The sequence below is a fragment of the Mesorhizobium sp. WSM2561 genome, assembly GCF_000513915.1.
Taxonomy (GTDB): domain Bacteria; phylum Pseudomonadota; class Alphaproteobacteria; order Rhizobiales; family Rhizobiaceae; genus Mesorhizobium; species Mesorhizobium muleiense.
The window spans coordinates 118,438-137,907 of sequence record NZ_AZUX01000016.1; the positions used below are offsets into that span (position 1 = coordinate 118,438).

Consider the following 19,470-nt stretch of genomic DNA (forward strand, 5'->3'; position numbering starts at 1 on the left):
ATGTCCCTTGGGAAAACTCATTTAACAAGACCGTCGTTTCCTAACGGTTAACGTGAAACGGTCTTTGGGCGTCATGAACGGAACCTACTGCTCATCGACCCCCACAATGGCGTCCGACGCGAGCCGCTTGAGGCCGGCTCAGACTCGTAGTGCTGATTGGTATGCCGGTGGCGACAGTCGTTGCTGGATCGCGAAGGCGTCCCCAACATCTATGTCTTCCCGCTCGGCGGCGGCAGGTACGGCATCGAAGCAGTCCGCGTGCCCGCCGACGATCTCGTCAGCATGCGCCAACCGAATGCGACGCTCCTGAACGCGCAGGAGTAGGCTAACGGTGACAACTGCCCGGACGCCATCGTCGCCTATGACCCTGTACTCAAATGGGTCATGCGCGGCCCATTGAAGGCACTCATAATTGATAGCTATTCGGTGGGCCGGGAAACCACGATCATCTATTGCGTGGGGAGTACCCTGTGCCCCGTATTTTGGGATCAACCGGTGGGGAGCGTTATGGGGAAGCATCTGTGGTTAGGCTTGGCGTTAGCCTGCTCGGGAATACTGTTGAACCCGCCGGTCGCCGAGGCAAAAGCTTTCAAAAATTTCCAGGGCAAGCAATGCAACCGTGACTACAAACGGCTCTGCCCAATGATGCCGATCGGCAAATGCGATCTTGAAAGCATGATCGAGCAGTTGTCACTGCCCTGCAAGGCATTCGTCGAGGAGCACCGATAAAGTCGCTATTGCGTTTGCCACACTGACCGCACTCATCCCGCCGGGTGATGCGACGCCAGCTACGAACCGCGTCCAAGCTCAGCGGTGGCGAGAGAATGCCTCAGGGCCTGCTGCATGATGGAGGGCAACATGCACACTTCTTTCCGGCGTACGTTCATCAATCTGGATCGAGTACTCCTGAAGCTCGCGTCTGCTGTATTTCTCTTTTGCGCGTGGAGCGGGGATATCCATGCGGGAGAGTTCAAAAAAACGAATTGCTGGTTCGAGATCCCGCGCGACCGTGGAATGACGTGCGGGACTCTCAATGTCCCTGAAAACCGCAAAAAAGCTTCTGAGACTGAAATCACCCTATCGGTGGTGGTCTTCGAACCCGACCGCGAGCGGCATGAGCCCATTGTGTTTCTCACGGGCGGGCCTGGCCAGCCCACCGATATTGGCGACAGGGAAGACATCGAGGCATGGTGGCAGTTCATAAGCGATCAAAATTGGATGATCGGGCGTCGAGTGGTCGTGGTCGACCAACGAGGGATAGGAAAGTCAATTCCCAGGCTGAGCTGTTCGCGATACTTCAAGGCCGATCATTGGAACTCCATTTCGCTAAGCGTCGATGCTGAAATCAGCTTTGAAAAGCTCATGAGAGATGAGGTGGTCGCGTGCCGAAGCGCGCTGATAGCAAAGGGCATTGACCTCTTCGCCTACAACACCGCCGAAAATGCAGCAGACGTCAACGACGTTCGCATGGCTCTTGGCATAAAGAAGTGGGTACTCTACGGCGTCTCTTACGGCACAAGAGTTGCCTTGGAAGTGATGAACGAGCATCCAGAGGGCGTCTCGGCGAGCATTCTGGATTCCGTTCTTCCCCTTGATATCGACTACCTCAAGGAAGATGGGCGAAATCTGGATCGTTCCTTGCGACTGCTGGAACGAGATTGCCAAAAATCAAAAAATTGCATGCGCGGACTGGGAGACGCGGTGCGAGCGATCGTAAAGCAGCTGGACAAACAGCCGGTGCTTTTGCGGAGCGATGACAGGGAAAACGCTCCCGCTCAGTACAGATATGTCTCCGGTGCGGATTTTCTTGAGCTTATATTCGGGCTGCTATATGATCGTTACGCTATCGAAGATCTTCCAAAGCTAGTCGAGAAAACATACAAAAACGATTTCAGACCGCTTGCGGATATGATCTTTGAGCATGACGATACCGAGATTGCCCAGGGCATGGATTTTTCGGTCACTTGCTCTGAGACCAACAGATACGAGTTGCCTGACAAGCGCCTCGAATACTGGACGAAGTGGATCGGAGAGGCCGACTATACCTGGGTTTGCCCGCTTTGGTTTCCTGAAGGAATGACGGTTTCGCAAAAGCATCCTCGCCGCCTGGATATCCCGACCCTGCTGTTGTCGGGAGAGTATGATCCGGCAACACCAACTCACTGGGCATATCGTGCGGCCAAAAGCCTTCCTTTTGGGCAGGTCGTCGTGCTTCGCGGGATTGGGCACGATGTGATCGATTCCGACCCTTGCGGATCTGAGGTTGTCGCCGATTTCCTGGCGAACCCCAGACGCAAGCTGAAGACTGGGTGCATTGGGCGGATGCAGGCCCCGCAGTTCACCGCCGCGTCGGAGGAGCAGTGGCGAGGGCCGGTAACGCAGCGGGCTGCGGCGATACGGTCGCCAAAGCAGATGAGGTCGCCGTTCCGGTTCGGGCACCGCTCTTCAACAACGCCCAAGGAACACTAGTTCCGGCGACCTGGCGGCAAGCACCGCCAAGCTGCATCACGATCGCGGGCGGCCCTGAGGGCGGCCCGACTCGCAATTCAAACTTCAATGTGTTTGGATAGGTGCCTACCAAGGGGCTAGCGGTGGGCGCTGCTTTCGATTTTGACGCGATCGGTGTTGCCTTTGTCGAGGCAGCCCTCGATCCATCACGCTGGGATGCCGCGATGGAGGTGGCCGAAAAGGCCACCGGGAGCGCCGGAGCGCTGCTCTTCGACATAAAAGGGCATTTGCCACACGTGCCTTGCAGCCGCACCATGGCCCCTTCTCTCGACACCTATGTCCGCGATGGTTGGATTGACCGCGACGAGCGGTATCGCCTTGTCAACTTCCTCGATCGGAAAGGCGTCACCTCGGAGTTCGACCTGCTGACGTCAGACGGTATCGCCAGGCATCCATACTACCAGGAATTCCTCGCGCCTTTCGGCCTGCGATGGTGCGCGCTCGTCAAGATCGCTGCAGGAGACGACTTCTGGGCACTGTCGCTGCAGAGGTCGATCCGACAGGGTCCGTTCACGCCAGACGAAATGAGACAGCTGGCGGACCTTTCAAGACAGCTGGGCTCTGTGGCCGCAGTTGCGCGGGCAATCGGTTTCGGGAGGGCCGACGCGGCACTGGATGCGTTTGGCGCCACCGAAACGCCTGCCATCATGTTGGACAGGAGCGGCAATGTGCTCCGGTCCAACGCTCCGGCGGAAACGCTTCTGGGACGAGGCCTGCAGATTACGCGCCGGCGTCTGGTCTCCTTTGACCGAACCGCGACAGATGCTCTCGACCGATCGCTGAAAGCGCTGCTGTGTTCGCCCGACACGGCCGCATCGATGCCACCCGTGCCGCTGCCCAGACTGCAAGGGCGGCCGCTTCTTGCCTATCCGTTGCGACTGCCGAAAGTCTGCTACAACGCGCTGGCGCCGTGCCAGGCAATCGTCATCCTCATTGATCCTGACGCGAGACCTCCTCCTGCCGAAGCCGTGCTGCAGTCCTGCTTCAGGCTGACAGCGTCCGAAGCGAGGCTGGCGAGAAAGATTTGCTCGGGACACGGCGTTGAAGCTGCAGCCGACGAACTTGGCGTTTCCTATGAGACCGGGCGCAACCAGCTGAAATCGGTCTTCGCGAAGACGCAGACGCATCGGCAGTCGGAGCTGGTCGCGCTTCTCACAAGGCTCTCGAACGGCCGATAGTTCGCGTGAATATCGTCTTCACGTGAGCCAACCCGCCACGCCGGCCACGCTAATCACATACGCCGACCGGTTTTCGCGTCGAACAGGTGGGCGCAGGCGCGATCGACTTCGAACCGTACCTGGGCGCCCTGCTTAAGCGGCAGCCGCTCGCGGAACAGGCAGGCAATTTCCTCGCCGGCGCAGTCGACCTTGGCGAAGATTTCCGAACCCGTGGCTTCCAGAAGCGTGACCGTGCCCGGCATGCCCTGGGCAGTTGCGCGGATGTGCTCGGGACGGATGCCGTAGACAAGTTCGCGTCCTGCAGCGTCGGTCGGTCGGGCGCCTTCCGGCAGCGGCAGGGTCAGCCCGCCGGCGCTGCGGAACACGCCTTCCTCGATGCGGCCGGCAATAAAATTCATGGCGGGCGAGCCGATAAAGCCGGCAACGAAGAGATTGGCCGGCTGGTCGTAGAGGTCGAGCGGCGCGCCGATCTGCTCGACCAGGCCGTCATGCAGCACGACGATCTTGTCGGCCATCGTCATGGCTTCGATCTGGTCATGCGTGACGTAGATCGTGGTGGTGCCGAGCCGCTGGTGCAGCGCCTTGATCTCGCCGCGCATCTGGACGCGCAGCTTGGCGTCGAGATTGGAAAGCGGCTCGTCGAACAGGAAGACCTGCGGGTCGCGCACGATGGCGCGGCCCATGGCGACGCGCTGGCGCTGGCCGCCGGAGAGCTGACGCGGGTAGCGCTCAAGCAGTTTTTCCAGGCCGAGGATGGTGGCGGCATTCCTGACGCGGCCAGCGGTATCGGCCGGATCGGCTTTCTTGATCTTGAGGGCAAAGCCCATATTGTCGGCCACCGTCATATGCGGATAGAGCGCGTAATTCTGGAACACCATGGCGATGTTGCGGTCCCGCGCCCGCAGATTGTTGACCATGCGCTCGCCGATGGTGATCTTGCCGCCCGAGATCGTTTCAAGTCCGGCGATCATGCGCAGCAGCGTCGACTTTCCGCATCCCGACGGGCCGACCAGGATGACGAATTCGCCGTCGGCGATATCGACACTGACGTCGTGAATGATCTTGGTGGCTCCGAAAGCCTTCTGCACGTTGTTGATGGTTACCGATGCCATTGGATTTCTCCGGGAGAAAAATTGATGTCGAGCTGGAATGCGTCTTCAGCCGCCCTTGACCGCGCCGGCGGTCAGTCCCGCGACGATCTGCTTTTGCGCGAACATGGTCAGCACCAGCACCGGCAGCGTCACCACCAGTGCGGCGGCGGCGAGCGGCCCCCAGCTCACCTGCTCGTAGGAAAGCATGTTGTAGACGGCGACCGGCAGCGTCCGCGTCTCACGGCTGGCGAGCACCACGCCGAAGACGAAATTGTTCCACGAAAAGATGACCGACAGGATGAAGGCGACAACGATGCCCGGCTTGGCGATGGGCAGGGCAACCAGCCGGAACACCTGCCAGGAGCTGGCGCCGTCGATGTTGGCCGCCTCTTCCAGTTCCATCGGCGTGGTTTCGAAATAGCCGATCATCACCCAGACCACGATCGGCACCGTCACCACCAGGTGGATGATGATCTGCGGCCAGAGCGTGCCGAGGATCCCGATCCATTGGAACAGCAAAAACAGCGGGATGAGATAGGACAGTCCCGGCGTCATGCGGGCGATCATGATGACGACCGCCGATTTTTCGGCCTTGAGCCGCGCTATGCCATAGCCGGCCGGTACGCCGATCAGCAGCGCCAGCAGTGTCGCCGTGCCGGTCACCAGAACCGAATTCCAGAGATAGAGCAGGAAATTGTTCTCCTCGAACACTTTTACATAGTTCGACCAGGCGAAGCGTTCGGGGATCAGGATCGGCGGATAGGCGCCGTTGTCGATCTCGAATTTCAGCGAAAGCGAGATCATCCAGAGAAAGAAAAGAATCGCCGGCGAGACGATGACGAGAGCCGCGAAAAACAGGCCGATCTGGTTGAGCAACCGTGAGCTCATCTATTTGCCCTCCGCGTCGTTCCACTGCGAGCGCTGGCGCAGCATCAGGAGAATGAAGGACAGCGCCACGATGACGATGAAGAACACCACGGCCATGGCCGAGCCATAGCCGATGTCGTAATAGGAGAAGGCGGTGTTGTAGAGATAGATGTTGATGGTTTCGGACGCCGTGCCCGGTCCGCCCTGGGTCATCGCATAGATGATGTCGAAGCTCTTCAGCGCATCGATGGTGCGGATGATCAACGCAATCATCAGGAACGGCGCGATCATCGGCAAAGTGAGGTAGCGGAATTGCTGCCAGGCATTGGCGCCATCGATCTCGGCGCTCTCGAACGGCTCGCGCGGCACCGAGGCCAGCCCGCCCAGCACGATCAGCATCACCAGCGGCGTCCACTGCCAGGTCTCGACCGCGACCAGCGAAGGGATGACCGTGTTGGCGTTGAATATCCATTCCTGCGCCGGGATGCCGACCAGCGACAGAAGGTAGTTGAGCACACCGAGCTGGGGATGGAACATCATGGTCCAGACCAGCGCCACGGCAACCGGCGTTGCCATCATCGGCATGACGAAGACGCCGCGCAGCAGGCCTCGCAGCGGAAACCTGGCGTCGAAGATCAGGGCGGCGACGGTGCCCAAGAACATCGGCGCTGCCACCGACAGCGAGGTGTAGGTCAATGTATGAACAAGCGATTCCCAGAATCGCGGGTCGCTGGCCAGACGGAGATAGTTTTCCATCCCGGCAAAGCTCCGCGACTGGCCGAGCGTCCAGCGGTTGACGCTCATCCAGAGCGTGAACGCCCAGGGAAAGACGATCACGGCGCTAACGACGACGAGCGCCGGAACGACGAAGGGCCAGTAGTTGGGAGCCAGCCGAATCGTCTGGCTCCCTTCGATGGCCTGTTCAGTCGTCACCCCGGTGCGTGCAGGGGCGATGGTCGACATCAGCCCTGCTCGCTCCTGTCGAGAACCGGCTGGAACTGTGCGGTGGCCTTCTTCAGCTCTTCGGCAGGATCGGCACCGGCAATCATGTTGGTCAACGCCACGCCGTAGATGTCGCGGAACTCGGTGACCGGGATAATCACCGGCAGCGCCAGCCTGCTGATATTGCCGGACTGAACCACTGCATCGAGCCAGCTTGCCGGCATGGTGACGCCTTCGCGCACCTTTGGGTCTTCCAGCACCGACTTGCGGAAAGGCACGCCGGCGCCGGCCTGGAGCAAGCGCGCGCCCATCGCCGGGGAAACCGCCCACTGACAGAACAGATAGGCGGCTTCCTTCTTTTCGCTGGAGGCGGTCACCCCGAGGCCGTCGCCAAACGTCCCGGAGGCATGCGCCTTGGGCCCCTTGGGCATGACGCCATAGCCGACCTTGCCGACCACGCGCGACTTTTCGGGATTTTCCATCGGCGGGGCAAAACCGACGCCATCGAACCACATGCCGATCTTGCCCTGCAGGAAGGCGGACTGCGCTTCAGCCCAATTGAAGCCGGTGACACCCGGAGGGGCGGACTTGGTCATCAACCTCTGGTAGAGGGCAGCGGCCTCGATCGCCTCTGGCGTTTCGGTGCGCAGCTTTCCCTTGTCGTCGAGCGGCGTCATGTCGTAGCCGAGCATCAGCGACGTCCACACCGGCGTGTTGGCATTCTTCAGACCGCGGGCGACGAAACCGAACGTGTTGGTCGATGGATCGGTCAGCGCTTCGGCGGCGGCCACCAGCTGGTCGAACGATTCAGGGTATTTGAGGCCCTTGGCCTCGAACAGCTCCTTGTTCCAGTAGACGATCCAGTAGTCCACCGAGAAGGGCAGCGAACGCAGCACGCCCTGGTTGTCCTTGGCGAAAAGCATGCCGGCCTCGGCGAAATCGCTTTCGACCAGGCCGGGATCGGTCAGCGTCGGATCGGCGAGATAGCCGGCGATGTCGGCCAGCCAGCCACCCTTTTCGAACTGGCGTTTCTGCACGTGATAGCTCAAATGCACGACATCGAAGCTCGGTCTGCCGGAGCTGAGCTCGATCACCGTCTTCTGCCGCTGCTGCTGTTCCGGCGTCGCCTCGGCATTGACCTTGATGCCGGTCAGTTCCTCGAATTCGGCGATGTATTTCAGGATGGTGTCGCTGCGCGGGCTTTTCACCAGATTGACGTCGAGCGTGGTGCCGGCAAAGCGCTTCCAGTCGACGCTGGCGGAAAAGCTCGGGCGAAGGCCGGCCAGGCCCGCGGCGGCGAGCGCCGTGGTTCCTGCAAGGACTTGCCTTCTCGTTGGCTTGATCGGATTAGACGACATTTCTTCCTCCCTTGGGTTGCTGTCGTTGTTGATAGTGTCGCGGCAGCCGCGAACCATACGTCCTCAGATCTGGAGCGCCAACCGGCGCGCATTGTCGATATGCCGGCTGATCGCCTCGACCGCCTTTTGCGGATCGCGGCTCTCGAGCGCTTCGATCACCGTCAGGTGCTCCTGCATCACCGGCACGACGCGCCCATCGATGCGGAAACGCTCCTGGTGGATCAGCCTGATCTTTACCGAATTGACCAGATACGCCTTGGCGATGATCTCGTTGCCCAGCGCATCGATGAAGGTGTCGTGCATGGTCCAATCGATGTTCTGGGCCTTGGCTTCCATTTCCGGCGTCGGCGTCTGCGACAAGGCTTGAGCCAGCATGTCCTCATGTTCGCGCCGCAGGCCGGCGAGCACGGCGTCGGAGGCGTTGACGGTGAACAGCGCCACCGCCTCACGCTCCATGAACAGGCGAAACTGGAAGGCCTCGCGGATCAGGTTGATGTCGATATGGGCGATCTGCATGCCGCGCTGCGGGATGGTCGTCAAAAGCCCCTCGGCCTCGAGACGCGGCACGATCTCACGGATGGCGCCTAGCGGCAGCCCGGTAAAGGCAACCAGTTCGCGCTGCGACACGAACTGTCCCGGCCGCAGATCGCGGGCCAGCAAATGCCGCGTGAAGCTGGCATAAGCTCTTTCCCTGAGGGTTGCCGGTTCGCTGCTGTCGTCCATTTCAAGCGCGCTTCCCTTTGCCGGTCAGGCCGGCTCTGTCGCAAACAGCCTGTCATAGGCGGCAGCAAGCTGTTGCCGCCCCTGCGAACCGATCGGCTCCAGCGGCGGACGGACCGCCAGCCAGCGCTCGTCGCCGGTTTTGCGTGCCACCATGACCTTCACCGCCGGGATGACCGAATATTTGAGCAATTCGAGCACGAAGCTCTCGACACGGGCATCGTCGCGCCCATCCTCGGCCATGGCGCGGATTTCGCCGGTGACGAAATTGGCCATGCCGGAAATGGCGCCCTGCCCGCCCTGGCGCACGCTTCTGGCCAGGTGCCGCTCGTCGCCGATCAGGATCACCAGGTCGCCATGGGCTCTTAGCAGCGCCTCGCTGTAACTCCAGTCGCCACCCGAATCCTTGACACCGGCGATCACGCCGGGGAAGGCCGCACACAGCCGACCGATCAGGGCAAGCGGGAGCGGCACCATGGTGACAGAGGGGATGTTGTAGAGGAGGATGCCGCGAGCCAGCGGCCCGAGCGCAGCGAAGACGGCAGAAAACCATCCGAACAGCCCGTCCTCGCCGACATTCTTGAAGTAGCTCGGCGGAGCCAGCAGGATGTTGCGGATGCCGCACTGCAAGGCATGCCGCGCCTGTTCGGCGGCGTCTTCGGCCGCGTCGACCAGCACGCCGGCAACGAGCCGATGTGCCGGAATGCCGGCGGCCAGCATGGCCTCGGTAACAATCCGCCGCTCTGCCGTGCCCACGGAGGCGCCTTCCCCGGTGGTGCCAAAGAGCGTGGCGCTGCTGCAGCCGGCGCCAAGGCAAGCCCGGGCCTGTGTGACCATGGGAAGGATGGCGATCTGCCCGGACGCATCGAAAGGCGTGGCGAGAGCAACCGAAAGACCAAAGCGCGAGACCACTATTCTCTCCAGATGTCGATGTGCAAGCAGTACTACCACACTGACATGTTAGTTGTAAATTGCGGCGGGACCTTTTCCAAACGGCGTCGACATCGGACGAATATATGATGCGGATTTGGGCGGCTGCCGTCTTTCCGGCAGCGCGATCCCTACTGTCCCGTCGCGTCCGCGTAGATATCGAGGACACGCGTGATGCTGCCGATCAGAAGCTCGTGAGCGAGGGGCTTGACCCGGCGTGCGGCAACCTCGGCGTCGAGTTGCCCCAGATACTGGCTGATCAGCGGCCGGGGTATATCCTTCTCGCCCAATACGTCCAGCAGCGTCCTTGTTGCGCGCTGCGCCTCCGGCGTCGGCCAGTAATAACGGATGCGGTCGCTGAACGAGAAATGCCGCTGCACGCGCTGCTCGTCCGGCGTGCCCGGATAGTATTGCTGCCAATTGTCCGGCGACGCCAGCATGATGCGTTCCATCGCGGCAGGCAGGCTTTCGCGCGAAGGGTCCGAGGCGAGGATATCCGCGATATGGCTGAGCCCATACAGCGCTTGGCGAAGCGCGAAGGTCAGCCAAGGGCCGACCTTGAGGATGGCAAAACCGTCGCGAACCAGAGCATTGAGCGCTTCGGCCGGCTGGTAGTCGGTTGAATGCGCCTCAAAAACCAATTGCGGCATACGGTCGAGCACAGCCACCAGTTCAGTCGCCTTGGCCGGTGCATAGGGCACGATCTCGGTGTTGCCGAACTCGACGCCGGGCTGGACGACGACACCGACCGCACGGCCAAAAGCGGCTTCGAGGCCGACGCGGGAAAACGCTCGCGCGTGGATTTCTACGGTGCGCAAGGCATCGCCGGGCGCCGTCACATGCAGGTGGTCGAGCGCCTCCAGAGCCCCGCCCGGCACCGGCACTTCGGTGCCGATGACGTAGACCGGTTTTTCGCCGCCTGCCCGCTCGACCGCCGCCTCGGCGATTTCAGCAAGTTCAGCCGCGCGCGCGGCGATCGTTTCATCGGCAAGCACGGCTGGATCGTCGGCGCAGGCCATGCTCGTATCCAGATGCATCTTGGTGAAGCCGGCGCTCGCATAGGCATCGATCATCGCCGCAGCCTTCTTCATCGCGGCGGCGGCAGCCATGTGCTTCCAGGGATTCGGCCCGAGATGATCGCCGCCGAGGATCAGGCGATCGACGGGGAAGCCGACTTTGTGCGCTTGCGCCTCGACGAAGCTGCGGAACCCCGCAGGTGTCATCCCGGTGTAGCCGCCGTCGTGGTTGACCTGGTTGCAGGTGGCCTCGATCAGCACATCCGCGCGCCGCGCCGCACCATGGCGCAGGGCAGCCTCGATGACCAGCGGATGCGCCGAGCAGACCGAGGCGATGCCGCTTCTCTCGCCTGCGGCGCGTCGGGCCGCAATGTTCGCAAACCTTCGCGTCGCGTCACTCACTGCGTGTTCCCCGTGGCAATGAAGGCCTCGACCGCTTCAAGCGGGAAAATGCCTTCCATCGGCCCCTTGCGGGTGACGGCAAGCGCGCCGCAGGCATTGGCGATCCGCAGGGCTTCGGCAGGAGCCGCCCCGCGCAACCAGAACGAGACGAAAGCAGCACCGAAGCAATCGCCCGCGCCGGTCGGATCGACCTCGTCGACGGCAAAGCCGGACGAGGCGACCGCACGGTGATGATCATGATAGACGGCGCCGGCGGCGCCTTTCTTCAGGACGATGCAGGACAGGCCGCGGGCCAGCAGTTCGTCGACTGCACGCTTCTCGTCCTTGGCGGATGAAAACAGGAAGAGCTCCTCGCCGCTCGGCAGGAAGATGTCGGCTTGCGCCAGCACTTGGTCGAGTGCTTCGCGCATGCCGGATGCCTGCATGATCTCGCGGCGGATGTTCGGATCGAAGGACACGGTTCCCCCTTTGGCCTTGACCGTCTCGATCGCCGATAGCGCCACCGCGATGGCGCGGTCGGAAAACAGCGACGAACCCATGACATGGACATGATCGGCACCGGCGAGCAGCTTTGTCGCCGCCGCGTTTGTCTCGATCAGGCCGGAGGCGCTGTTGCGGATGTTGAAGACGAAATGCCGGGTGGCGTCGGCGCGGTAGGTGACGAAGGCCGTGCCCGTCGCATGGCCCGGGTGAACCGCGATCGCCGACACGTCGGCGCTCAGTGCCCGCAGCCGATCGATGTTCAGCCTGCCGAAATCGTCGTCGCCGACGGCGCCGATGAGACCGGCCGGCTGGCCGAGCGCCGCCGCCTGGCCGATGAAGATCGCGGGCGCGCCCGACGGGTAAGGTCCAAGCAGCGGACCAGGCTCGAGAAAGCTCTGGCCGATCCGCTCGGCCATGATTTCGACCAGAATCTCGCCGGCACCGACCAGCTTCTTCATCTCGCGGAATCCCTCGAATTCGCCCACTGCAAGTGAATACGGCTTGTGCTTTTTCGCGTCAATTAATAAATTTACGCATGGAAACTATGCAATTTTTCTGTAAAGTTTCGCCTTGCATTCGGGGGTTTTGATGTCGATGACGCACAAGACGATGGAGGATTTTGCTCGCTCTTGTGGTGTCTCCAGGCCGACACTGTCGAAATACTTCGACGATCCGACCAGCGTCAAGCCGGCGACACGTCAGCGGATCGAAGTGGCGCTGCGCTCGTCCGACTACCAGCCAAATCTCTTTGCGCGCAACCTCAACCGCAAGCGGACCCGCAGCATCGGCATTGTCGTGCCGACGCTCGGCGATCCCTTCTATTCGGAAATGGTCAGCCGCATCGAACTCAGGCTGCGCGACGAAGGCTACTGGCCGATCGTGATCTCCTCGCACGGCTTGCGCGAGCTCGAAGTGGAAGCGACACGAACCATTCTTTCCCTGAAAGTTTCCGGCGCGCTGATCGCGCCGCTCGGCCTGCGCTCCGACGAGCGCACGCTGGAGAAGCTGACACAGACCATACCGATCGTCTATTTCGACACTTATCTCGAGGGCGACACGCCGTTCGTCGGCAACAACAACAGCCAGAGCGTCTCGACCATCGTCGATTATCTCTGCCGCTCCGGTGACGCCCCGGTCTATTTCGACATCCCGCACGTCAACCACAATTCGCGCGAGCGCCTGAACAGCTATGTCGGCGCCATGCAGCGGCTCGGGCATGAGCCGGTGCTCATCGGCACCCCTTATGACTACACTTGGGATTTCGAACGGATCGGCTACCAGCAGATGAAAGCGATGCTCGCGCGTGGCGGTCTGCCGGGCAAGACCATTCTGTGCGCCAACGACCGTCTCGCCTTCGGCGTGATGGCCGCCGCCTACTCGCAAGGCCGCAAGGTCGGCCGCAAGGGCGATTGCGACCTGCGGGTCGCAGCCCATGACGACCATCCGCTGAGCCGCTACACCTGCCCTGCCCTCACCACCATGGCGCAGGACTTCGCTTCGATGGCCGGACGCAGCGTGGAGACGCTGCTGGCCTTGCTGGATGAGGACGACGCGACAGTTGCAGCCAAGGTCAAACTCGACGCGACGCTGGTCATGCGTCAGTCGGCCTGAGCGTTTCCAAACACAGGATCGAAGCCGCGCCATGCGGCAACTGCCGCGCCGACCGCTTGCCGCGCCGCCGGACCGTGGCGGCCCATCGAAACGAAGCCGTGGATCTGGCCGGGCCAGCGCCGCAGAACGACCGGCACCTCGTCATCTTCCAGACGCTTCGCGTAGGCCTCGCCTTCGTCGGCGAGGATATCATGGCCGGCGATTGCGACAAAAGCCGGCGCTGCGCCGGCAAGGCTTGCGGCCTTGAGCGGCGACACGCGCCAGTCATCAATATCGCCAGCATGGTTGATATAGTGGTCGCGGAACCAGGCCATGGTCGCCGAAGTCAGGCCATAACCGTCGGCAAAGCGGCGATAGCTGTCCGCCGCCTGCGAGGCGTCCGTGTTCGGATAGAACAGCAGCTGCGCCGCCGGCGGCTTCTTGTCGCCGCGCGCAAGCAGGCAAAGCACGGTAGCGAGATTGCCGCCGGCACTGTCGCCGGCGACAGCGATCCGTTCGGCGTCGATGCCGGGATCGCCCGCGCCGCCCTGCATGAAGGAAAGTACGGCGCGGCAATCTTCGATGGCCGCCGGAAATTTGTGTTCCGGCGCCAGCCGGTAGTCGGGAGAGACGACGACGCAGGCCGCCATATTCGCAAGCCAGCGGCAGATCTCGTCATGCGACTCGAGATTGCCGATCACCCAGCCGCCGCCATGCAGATAGAGCAGCGCCGGGGCAGCGGCTCCGACCGCGCCCTGTCCGCGATAGATTCTGAGCGTCAACGGGCCGCCGGGTCCGGTGATGGTGCGCTCGGTCAATGAGCCGACCGGCTCGCGCTCGCCCTGGAGTGCCGGAACGCCCTCCTCATAGGCGCGGCGCGCCTCTTCAGGCGTGCCGGCTTCGAATGGCGGGGCGGCCGCCTGCCGGTCAAGGTCGAGCACATGCCGGGCCTCCGGATCGAGCAAGGGTGAAAGCAATGTCGTCATCGTAAGCCCTCCGATATCAGGCGAGCAGGCTCGCCGCTTCGGCGTCCTGGAAGCGCGGCGGCTGATCGACCGTTGCGTTGACGGCGACGGACTCGCGGCTCTCACCCGAAGCGAGGATCGCCTCCATGATTTCCAGCACATGAAGCGCAAGGTCGCCGGACGCCCGCGGCTTTCTTCCTGTTGTCAGCGCGCGCGAAAGATCGGCAACGCCGAGCATGCGGTAATTCGCGCGGTCGGGCGCGGCGAAGGGCCAATTGCGCGCGCCATAGAGTTCGCTCTCACTGTGGAAGTCGGCCCAGTCGGCCCCTCGTTCCGACAGCGAGACGGTGCCGCCGAACGTATCCGGATCGGGCAGCCTGAGCGAGCCTTCCGTCCCATGCAGCTCGATCGGGTGGTTGGAGTGCCTGAAGACATCCCACGAGGCGCCGAAGGTGACGGTGGCGCCTGAGCGAAACTCCAGCAGCGACAGGATGTTGGTCGGTGTGCCGACCTTGAAGCTGGTGTTCCGGTAGGGGCCTTCGGCGGTGATCAGCCGCTCCTCCTGGCCCCGCGTCGCCATCGCCATCACGCGGGCCACCGGCCCGAGCAAATTGACCAGCATCGTCAGGTAGTAGGGACCCATGTCGAAGACCGGTCCGCCGCCGGGCTGATAGTAGAATTGCGGATTGGGATGCCAGTGCTCCATGCCGCGCCCCATCATGAAGGCGGTGCCGGTCACCGGTCGGCCGAGCGCACCCTCGTCCATGAGGCGGCGTGCCCGCCGTCCGGCGGCGCCAAGGAAGGTGTCCGGGGCCGAGCCCAGCAGCAGCCCGCGCTCCGCCGCCTCGGCGACAAGCCGCCTGCCGTCCTTGGCCGAGGTCGCCAGCGGCTTTTCGGTGAAGACGTGCTTGCCCGCCGTAAGCGCTGAAAGCGAAACGTCGAAATGCGCCACCGGGATGGTCAGGTTGAGGACGAGGTCGATCTCCGGGTCGGCCAGAAGCGCATCGACGCTGACCGCCCGGATGCCGTATTCGCTGGCGCGCAGGGCCGCCAAATCGGGCGATATGTCGGCGCAGGCGCGTAGCTCGACCTCGCCGAACAGGGCCGCATTGCGCAAATAGGTCATCGAGATATTGCCGCACCCGACAACGCCGATGCCGAGCTTAGCTCCTGATTTTCCTGGCATTTTCCACTCTACCTCCCGACGTCGCAACGCTCTGGTTGAATCATTGCACCAGCAACGGATCACATTCGAAAGCCGCTTTACAGCATTTTAAATATTGACGCGCGTAAAATTATTATAGAACATGCGAAAATGATGGCGCAACATTGGAGGCCGCCAGCCTTGAGGAGGAGAACATGACTGACGGCCAACAGCCGATGCGAATCCCGTGGGTCATGCGCGCACTGGATCTTTCCGTCGCGGTCAGGGACCGAGATGGGTTCAGGCATAGATCACCTTGGCCCCGGTCATCTCAAGCTGGCTGCGTATTGGACCGGGCAGGCCATCGTCGGTGATCACCACATCGACGGCCGACAGCGAAAATGCCTTGGAGGTCCCGCTGACGCCCCATTTGCTCGAATCGGCGAGGAGGACAACGCGCCGCGCCATGCGAACGAGGTTTCGCTTCGTTCGCGCCATGTCTTCGTTCACGTCGACCACATCCAGTGACGAGTCTATCGCATGCGCTCCAACAAAGACCTGATGCGCTACCAAGCCGCCGAGAGCCGTATCGGCATCGGTGATCAGCGTGCTCACCGTGTCGGGATAGACCCGGCCGCCGATCATATGAACGTCGAGCCCGGGACGATGCATAAGATGCTGCACGATATTCATGGCCGTGGCCGCGACCACGACATTGCTGAGCGGCGGTAACTGCATGGCAACCTGCATCAATGTCGAGCCGCCGTCGAAGATGACCGATTGGTTGTCCTCGAACAGGTCTAGCGCCGCCCGGGCGATGCGCTTCTTTGCGTCGAGGTTCGTTTGCATCCGCCGGGCGAACGCGGCCGTAGTCGAATCGGTGGTCCGGGTCACCGCCCCTCCACGGGTCTTGGTCAGCAGTCCCTTGCGGTCAAGTATCTCGAGGTCGGAACGCACCGTGACCTCCGACACGCCAAACCCGTCTGACAGGTCCTTCGTGCGCACCTGTCCGCTGCGCTGCACCTCACCCAGGATCGATTGGCGTCTCTGCTCCGACAACATTGCCCTGCCCTTCCCTGCGCCAAGCAACCGCTCTGGCCTCGGTTCAGCTTACCAAAAATATGCAAATTCGAAAGCTTTCGAAAGATTGTATTTCTTGTTTCTTTCGGAAACACTGGGTCCAGGATTTTGAAATCAAACGATTGGGGAATTTTGCACTCATGAGCCTAGGAACCAAGGTGCGTCTTGCGCGCCTCTTCTCGCATCCATCGGGGAAACTTTTTGGCGGCGCGGTCGACCACTTCGTCGGCTATGGCGACGTGCGCAAAGGCGGCCTTGCCGACCTGCCGGGTGCGCTCGCACGCGTCATGGTGGGCAAACCCGACTACGTCAGCATCCAGCCTGGCACCGCGCGCCATCTGTGGCCGCAATATGCGGGCAAAGCTTCCCTGGTGATTCAGGCGGGCTGCTTCACTCCGGACGATCGCATCAGCGAGTTGATCGCAACGCCCGAGGATGCGGTGCGCGCGGGGGCCGATGCGTTGGCCGTGGCCATTCCGGTACGCGGCGCGACCGAGGGCAAATACATACGCTGGCTGACCGATTCGGTAAATGCAGCGGCCCGCTACGGCATGCCTGTGGTGGCGCATATCTACCCTCGCGATTTCACCGACGGAGCAAAAATCGTCTTCACCCCCGACGAGATCGCCTATGCGGCGCGCATCGGCTACGAGTCCGGCGTCGACGTGATCAAGATCGGCTACACGGGCGATTTCGAGTCGTTCCGAGAGACCGTCCGGACCTGCCCGGTGCCGGTTGTGATCGCGGGCGGTCCAAAGACCGATACGCTGCTCGGCGCGCTTCAGCAGACGGCGGACGCCATCCGTGCCGGCGCACGCGGCGCCGTGGTAGGCCGCAATCTCTGGGGGCATGGCGATCCGGAGAAGGCAGCGCTTGCCTTTCGGGGCGTCATCCATGACGGCCTTTCGGCGCAAGACGCCCTGGCGAAGGCGGGTGCCTGAACGATGCCCACCGTCCCCGCGATCCTCGGCTTCGGCGCTATTGCGATCGACGACATCGTCTACGTCGATCAGCCGTTGTCGGCGGGCAAGGGGAAGGTTCTGCAAAGTGCCCGCGCTTTCGGGGGAAATGTTGCGACGGCGCTGGCCGCCGTCGTGCGACTCGGCGGAACCGCCGGGTTCGCCGGATGGCTGGGCAGTGCCGCGGACGACGCCGTGCTGCGCGATCTCGTTGCGAGCGGTGTTGAAACCGCATTCGCGCCGCGCCACCCCGACGCGCGCCCGGTGCGCTCGCGGATCACCGTCGGCTCGGACGGGGAACGGTTCATCGCGTATGACGACGATGCGATGCTGGGCACCGCTCCGGATTTTCCGGACGATATCCTCAGCCGCGCGACCGTCCTGATCGTCGATAGCTACGCGATCCGGTCCCTGGATGTCGTGGCTCGGGCTCGCGATCTCGGCCTTGCGATCCTCGGCGATATCGAATGGAGCAGCGGCCCAGCCACGGAGCGGCTGATCGCGCTCTGCGACCATCTCATTCTTCCACTCGGCTTTGCGCGGACTGCCACGGGGTGCCGATCGCCCGCCGAGATGCTCGATGCATTGTGGTTGCCGTCGCGGTCCGCAGTGGTTCTGACCGACGGTGGCAGGGGCGTGTACTATCGCGGGCGTGAAGAGACAGGTCTCTGGCACCTGCCCCCGCACAGAATTGTGGTCGTCGACTCGACCGGTGCGGGTGACTGCTTTCATGGCGCCTATGCCCATGCGTTGACGCGCGGAGCCGGCACCGCAGGCCGGGTGGCATTCGCGGCCGCGGCGGCAGCCCTTTCGATAACGGGCCGTGGCGGGCGCGAGGCGCTTCCGACCGACGACCAGGTTACAGAACTCCTGGCATCGACGAACGCGCCGTCAGCAGTCGAACTGAAAAAAACGCATGTCAATACTGGAACATAGCTAGAAACTATACGATGAAATATTTCGCAGGTGAACATGCTCCGAGGAGGGTTATAAAAATCAGCGGCTTATACTTGCGGAGGGAGGAATATGGCAGAAGTCATTCTTGAGAATATCTGCAAAACCTACGGTAACAATTTTCGCGCAATCGACCAATTGAACCTATCGGTCGAGGACGGCGAGTTCTTGATTCTCGTCGGGCCGTCCGGCTGCGGCAAATCCACCGCGTTGCGAATGATCGCGGGATTGGAGGACATCACCAGCGGCAGCCTTCGGATCGGCGGAGTCGACGTCGTCGACATGCCGCCCAAGGACCGCGACATCGCGATGGTCTTCCAAAGCTACGCGCTCTACCCGCATATGACGGTGTTCGAAAACATCGCCTTTTCGATGCGGCTGGCAGGCAAGCCGAAGGCCGAGCGCAAGAAGCGCGTGGACGAGATCGCCAAAACCCTTCAGCTGACGTCTTTGCTGGACAGCAAACCCGCGAACCTTTCAGGCGGACAGCGTCAACGGGTTGCCATGGGCCGCGCCATGGTGCGCGAGCCGGCCGCCTTTCTCATGGACGAACCCCTTTCCAATCTGGACGCGAAACTGCGCGTGCAAATGCGCGCCGAAATCACCAGTCTGCAAAAGCAGCTCGGCGTAACGACCATATACGTGACCCACGATCAAATCGAAGCGATGACGATGGGGGACAGGGTCGCGGTGTTGAAAGGCGGCGTGCTGCAGCAGGTCGATACACCCAAGAGGCTCTATGAATCGCCGGTGAACGCCTTCGTTGCCGGCTTCATCGGCTCTCCTTCGATGAACCTTTTCGAGGCGACCCTGACGGGCGACGAACTGATGTCCGGCCCCTTCGCCATCCGGCTGCAGGAGGCAGCCTTCGTGCGCAGGCCGGGCTTGAGGTCGTTTGCGGGGCGCAAGGTCGTGTTCGGCATACGACCGGAGGATCTTTATGACAGCAGCCTCGAATCCGGTCGCAAGTATCAGACGATACCGGCCAAGGTGACCTCGATCGAAGAACTCGGATCCGAACATATTGTCCATCTGAACATCGACGCGGTCCGGGTGGACTCCGGCGATCCGGACGCGGTGGACGATTTTGGCCTGGCATCGAACGCGGTGGCGAGATTCGAGCCGATCAGCGCCGTCCACTCCGGCTCGGAAATCCGGTTGGCCCTGGATGATGCCAAGTTCCATTTCTTCGATCCCGAGACGCATCTGGCGATCTGAAGATCTGCGGCAGACCGCAGGCGAGAGCGAGGCGCCTGCGAAACGCAAGAAGGCTTCTGAGTAGA

General features: G+C 62.1%; 19 protein-coding genes. 8 read left to right on the forward strand and 11 right to left on the reverse strand.

Features of this window, described 5'->3' with window-relative positions; translation table 11 throughout:
• Positions 1-180 precede the first annotated feature (180 nt).
• The 4 genes from M727_RS41510 to M727_RS0115365 all read left to right on the forward strand — a co-directional run bounded on the left by M727_RS41510 (position 181) and on the right by M727_RS0115365 (position 3,686).
• Positions 181-324 carry a hypothetical protein gene (locus tag M727_RS41510; RefSeq protein ID WP_156941542.1) on the forward strand — a complete coding sequence of 48 codons (144 nt, stop codon included), beginning with the start codon at positions 181-183 and terminating at the stop codon, positions 322-324.
• Positions 325-558: 234 nt separating this feature from the next.
• Positions 559-729: a hypothetical protein gene (locus M727_RS41515; protein WP_156941543.1), complete on the forward strand. Its 171-nt coding sequence runs from the start codon at positions 559-561 to the stop codon at positions 727-729.
• 129 nt (positions 730-858) lie between these two features.
• Complete coding sequence (locus M727_RS0115360; protein WP_198032643.1) at positions 859-2,469, forward strand: alpha/beta hydrolase; 1,611 nt, start codon at positions 859-861, stop codon at positions 2,467-2,469.
• 122 nt (positions 2,470-2,591) lie between these two features.
• A complete protein-coding gene (locus tag M727_RS0115365) occupies positions 2,592-3,686 on the forward strand; it encodes a LuxR family transcriptional regulator (RefSeq protein WP_027153428.1) in 1,095 nt (364 codons plus the stop codon).
• A 53-nt stretch (positions 3,687-3,739) separates the two neighbouring features.
• Here M727_RS0115365 and ugpC read toward each other — a convergent pair whose 3' ends face one another.
• The 8 genes from ugpC to M727_RS0115405 all read right to left on the reverse strand — a co-directional run bounded on the left by ugpC (position 3,740) and on the right by M727_RS0115405 (position 11,953).
• Positions 3,740-4,798: a sn-glycerol-3-phosphate ABC transporter ATP-binding protein UgpC gene (gene ugpC / locus M727_RS0115370; protein WP_027153429.1), complete on the reverse strand. Its 1,059-nt coding sequence runs from the start codon at positions 4,796-4,798 to the stop codon at positions 3,740-3,742.
• Positions 4,799-4,843: 45 nt separating this feature from the next.
• The gene (locus M727_RS0115375; RefSeq protein WP_023797160.1) at positions 4,844-5,665 is read right to left on the reverse strand and encodes a carbohydrate ABC transporter permease; all 822 of its coding nucleotides are present in this window, start codon (positions 5,663-5,665) and stop codon (positions 4,844-4,846) included.
• On the reverse strand, positions 5,666-6,607 hold the full coding sequence (locus M727_RS0115380) for a sugar ABC transporter permease (RefSeq protein ID WP_027153430.1): 942 nt from the start codon (positions 6,605-6,607) through the stop codon (positions 5,666-5,668). It lies immediately after the preceding gene.
• Positions 6,607-7,944, reverse strand: a complete 1,338-nt coding sequence (locus tag M727_RS0115385; protein ID WP_027153431.1) for a sugar ABC transporter substrate-binding protein — start codon at positions 7,942-7,944, stop codon at positions 6,607-6,609. The genes M727_RS0115380 and M727_RS0115385 overlap by 1 nt, the downstream gene beginning before the upstream one ends.
• A 63-nt stretch (positions 7,945-8,007) precedes the next feature.
• Positions 8,008-8,667: a GntR family transcriptional regulator gene (locus M727_RS0115390; RefSeq protein ID WP_027153432.1), complete on the reverse strand. Its 660-nt coding sequence runs from the start codon at positions 8,665-8,667 to the stop codon at positions 8,008-8,010.
• A gap of 24 nt (positions 8,668-8,691) precedes the next feature.
• Positions 8,692-9,576 carry a dihydrodipicolinate synthase family protein gene (locus tag M727_RS0115395; RefSeq protein ID WP_027153433.1) on the reverse strand — a complete coding sequence of 295 codons (885 nt, stop codon included), beginning with the start codon at positions 9,574-9,576 and terminating at the stop codon, positions 8,692-8,694.
• 149 nt (positions 9,577-9,725) lie between these two features.
• Entirely contained in the window at positions 9,726-11,012 is a 1,287-nt protein-coding gene (locus M727_RS0115400) for a D-tagatose-bisphosphate aldolase, class II, non-catalytic subunit (protein WP_027153434.1), read from the reverse strand.
• The gene (locus M727_RS0115405; protein WP_027153435.1) at positions 11,009-11,953 is read right to left on the reverse strand and encodes a sugar kinase; all 945 of its coding nucleotides are present in this window, start codon (positions 11,951-11,953) and stop codon (positions 11,009-11,011) included. Before M727_RS0115405 ends, M727_RS0115400 begins: the two co-directional genes overlap by 4 nt.
• 127 nt (positions 11,954-12,080) lie before the next feature.
• Between M727_RS0115405 and M727_RS0115410 the strand changes: the two genes are divergently transcribed.
• A complete protein-coding gene (locus tag M727_RS0115410; protein WP_156941544.1) occupies positions 12,081-13,106 on the forward strand; it encodes a LacI family DNA-binding transcriptional regulator in 1,026 nt (341 codons plus the stop codon).
• Here the strand turns inward: M727_RS0115410 and M727_RS0115415 are convergent.
• The 3 genes from M727_RS0115415 to M727_RS0115425 all read right to left on the reverse strand — a co-directional run bounded on the left by M727_RS0115415 (position 13,094) and on the right by M727_RS0115425 (position 16,256).
• Entirely contained in the window at positions 13,094-14,071 is a 978-nt protein-coding gene (locus M727_RS0115415; protein ID WP_027153437.1) for an alpha/beta hydrolase, read from the reverse strand. The two genes, M727_RS0115410 and M727_RS0115415, sit on opposite strands and share 13 nt — an antisense overlap.
• A 16-nt stretch (positions 14,072-14,087) precedes the next feature.
• On the reverse strand, positions 14,088-15,236 hold the full coding sequence (locus tag M727_RS0115420; protein ID WP_027153438.1) for a Gfo/Idh/MocA family oxidoreductase: 1,149 nt from the start codon (positions 15,234-15,236) through the stop codon (positions 14,088-14,090).
• Positions 15,237-15,494: 258 nt separating this feature from the next.
• Positions 15,495-16,256 (reverse strand): DeoR/GlpR family DNA-binding transcription regulator, encoded by a 762-nt coding sequence (locus M727_RS0115425; RefSeq protein ID WP_023797150.1) that lies wholly within the window; start codon positions 16,254-16,256, stop codon positions 15,495-15,497.
• 158 nt (positions 16,257-16,414) lie between these two features.
• Between M727_RS0115425 and M727_RS0115430 the strand changes: the two genes are divergently transcribed.
• The 3 genes from M727_RS0115430 to M727_RS0115440 all read left to right on the forward strand — a co-directional run bounded on the left by M727_RS0115430 (position 16,415) and on the right by M727_RS0115440 (position 19,405).
• A complete protein-coding gene (locus M727_RS0115430) occupies positions 16,415-17,215 on the forward strand; it encodes a class I fructose-bisphosphate aldolase (protein ID WP_023797149.1) in 801 nt (266 codons plus the stop codon).
• A 3-nt stretch (positions 17,216-17,218) separates the two neighbouring features.
• Positions 17,219-18,169, forward strand: a complete 951-nt coding sequence (locus M727_RS0115435) for a PfkB family carbohydrate kinase (protein WP_023797148.1) — start codon at positions 17,219-17,221, stop codon at positions 18,167-18,169.
• A gap of 90 nt (positions 18,170-18,259) precedes the next feature.
• Complete coding sequence (locus M727_RS0115440) at positions 18,260-19,405, forward strand: ABC transporter ATP-binding protein (protein WP_027153439.1); 1,146 nt, start codon at positions 18,260-18,262, stop codon at positions 19,403-19,405.
• Positions 19,406-19,470 lie beyond the last annotated feature (65 nt).

Bases quoted from the DNA above. Each gene is read 5' to 3' on its own strand.
- M727_RS0115360 (WP_198032643.1), top strand. From the start codon at position 859: ATGCACACTTCTTTCCGGCGTACGTTCATCAATCTGGATCGAGTACTC.
- M727_RS0115430 (WP_023797149.1), top strand. From the start codon at position 16,415: ATGAGCCTAGGAACCAAGGTGCGTCTTGCGCGCCTCTTCTCGCATCCA.
- M727_RS0115380 (WP_027153430.1), bottom strand. From the start codon at position 6,607: ATGTCGACCATCGCCCCTGCACGCACCGGGGTGACGACTGAACAGGCC.
- M727_RS0115420 (WP_027153438.1), bottom strand. From the start codon at position 15,236: ATGCCAGGAAAATCAGGAGCTAAGCTCGGCATCGGCGTTGTCGGGTGC.
- ugpC (WP_027153429.1), bottom strand. From the start codon at position 4,798: ATGGCATCGGTAACCATCAACAACGTGCAGAAGGCTTTCGGAGCCACC.
- M727_RS0115435 (WP_023797148.1), top strand. From the start codon at position 17,219: ATGCCCACCGTCCCCGCGATCCTCGGCTTCGGCGCTATTGCGATCGAC.
- M727_RS0115425 (WP_023797150.1), bottom strand. From the start codon at position 16,256: ATGTTGTCGGAGCAGAGACGCCAATCGATCCTGGGTGAGGTGCAGCGC.
- M727_RS0115375 (WP_023797160.1), bottom strand. From the start codon at position 5,665: ATGAGCTCACGGTTGCTCAACCAGATCGGCCTGTTTTTCGCGGCTCTC.
- M727_RS0115405 (WP_027153435.1), bottom strand. From the start codon at position 11,953: ATGAAGAAGCTGGTCGGTGCCGGCGAGATTCTGGTCGAAATCATGGCC.
- M727_RS0115390 (WP_027153432.1), bottom strand. From the start codon at position 8,667: ATGGACGACAGCAGCGAACCGGCAACCCTCAGGGAAAGAGCTTATGCC.
- M727_RS0115385 (WP_027153431.1), bottom strand. From the start codon at position 7,944: ATGTCGTCTAATCCGATCAAGCCAACGAGAAGGCAAGTCCTTGCAGGA.
- M727_RS0115415 (WP_027153437.1), bottom strand. From the start codon at position 14,071: ATGACGACATTGCTTTCACCCTTGCTCGATCCGGAGGCCCGGCATGTG.
- M727_RS0115440 (WP_027153439.1), top strand. From the start codon at position 18,260: ATGGCAGAAGTCATTCTTGAGAATATCTGCAAAACCTACGGTAACAAT.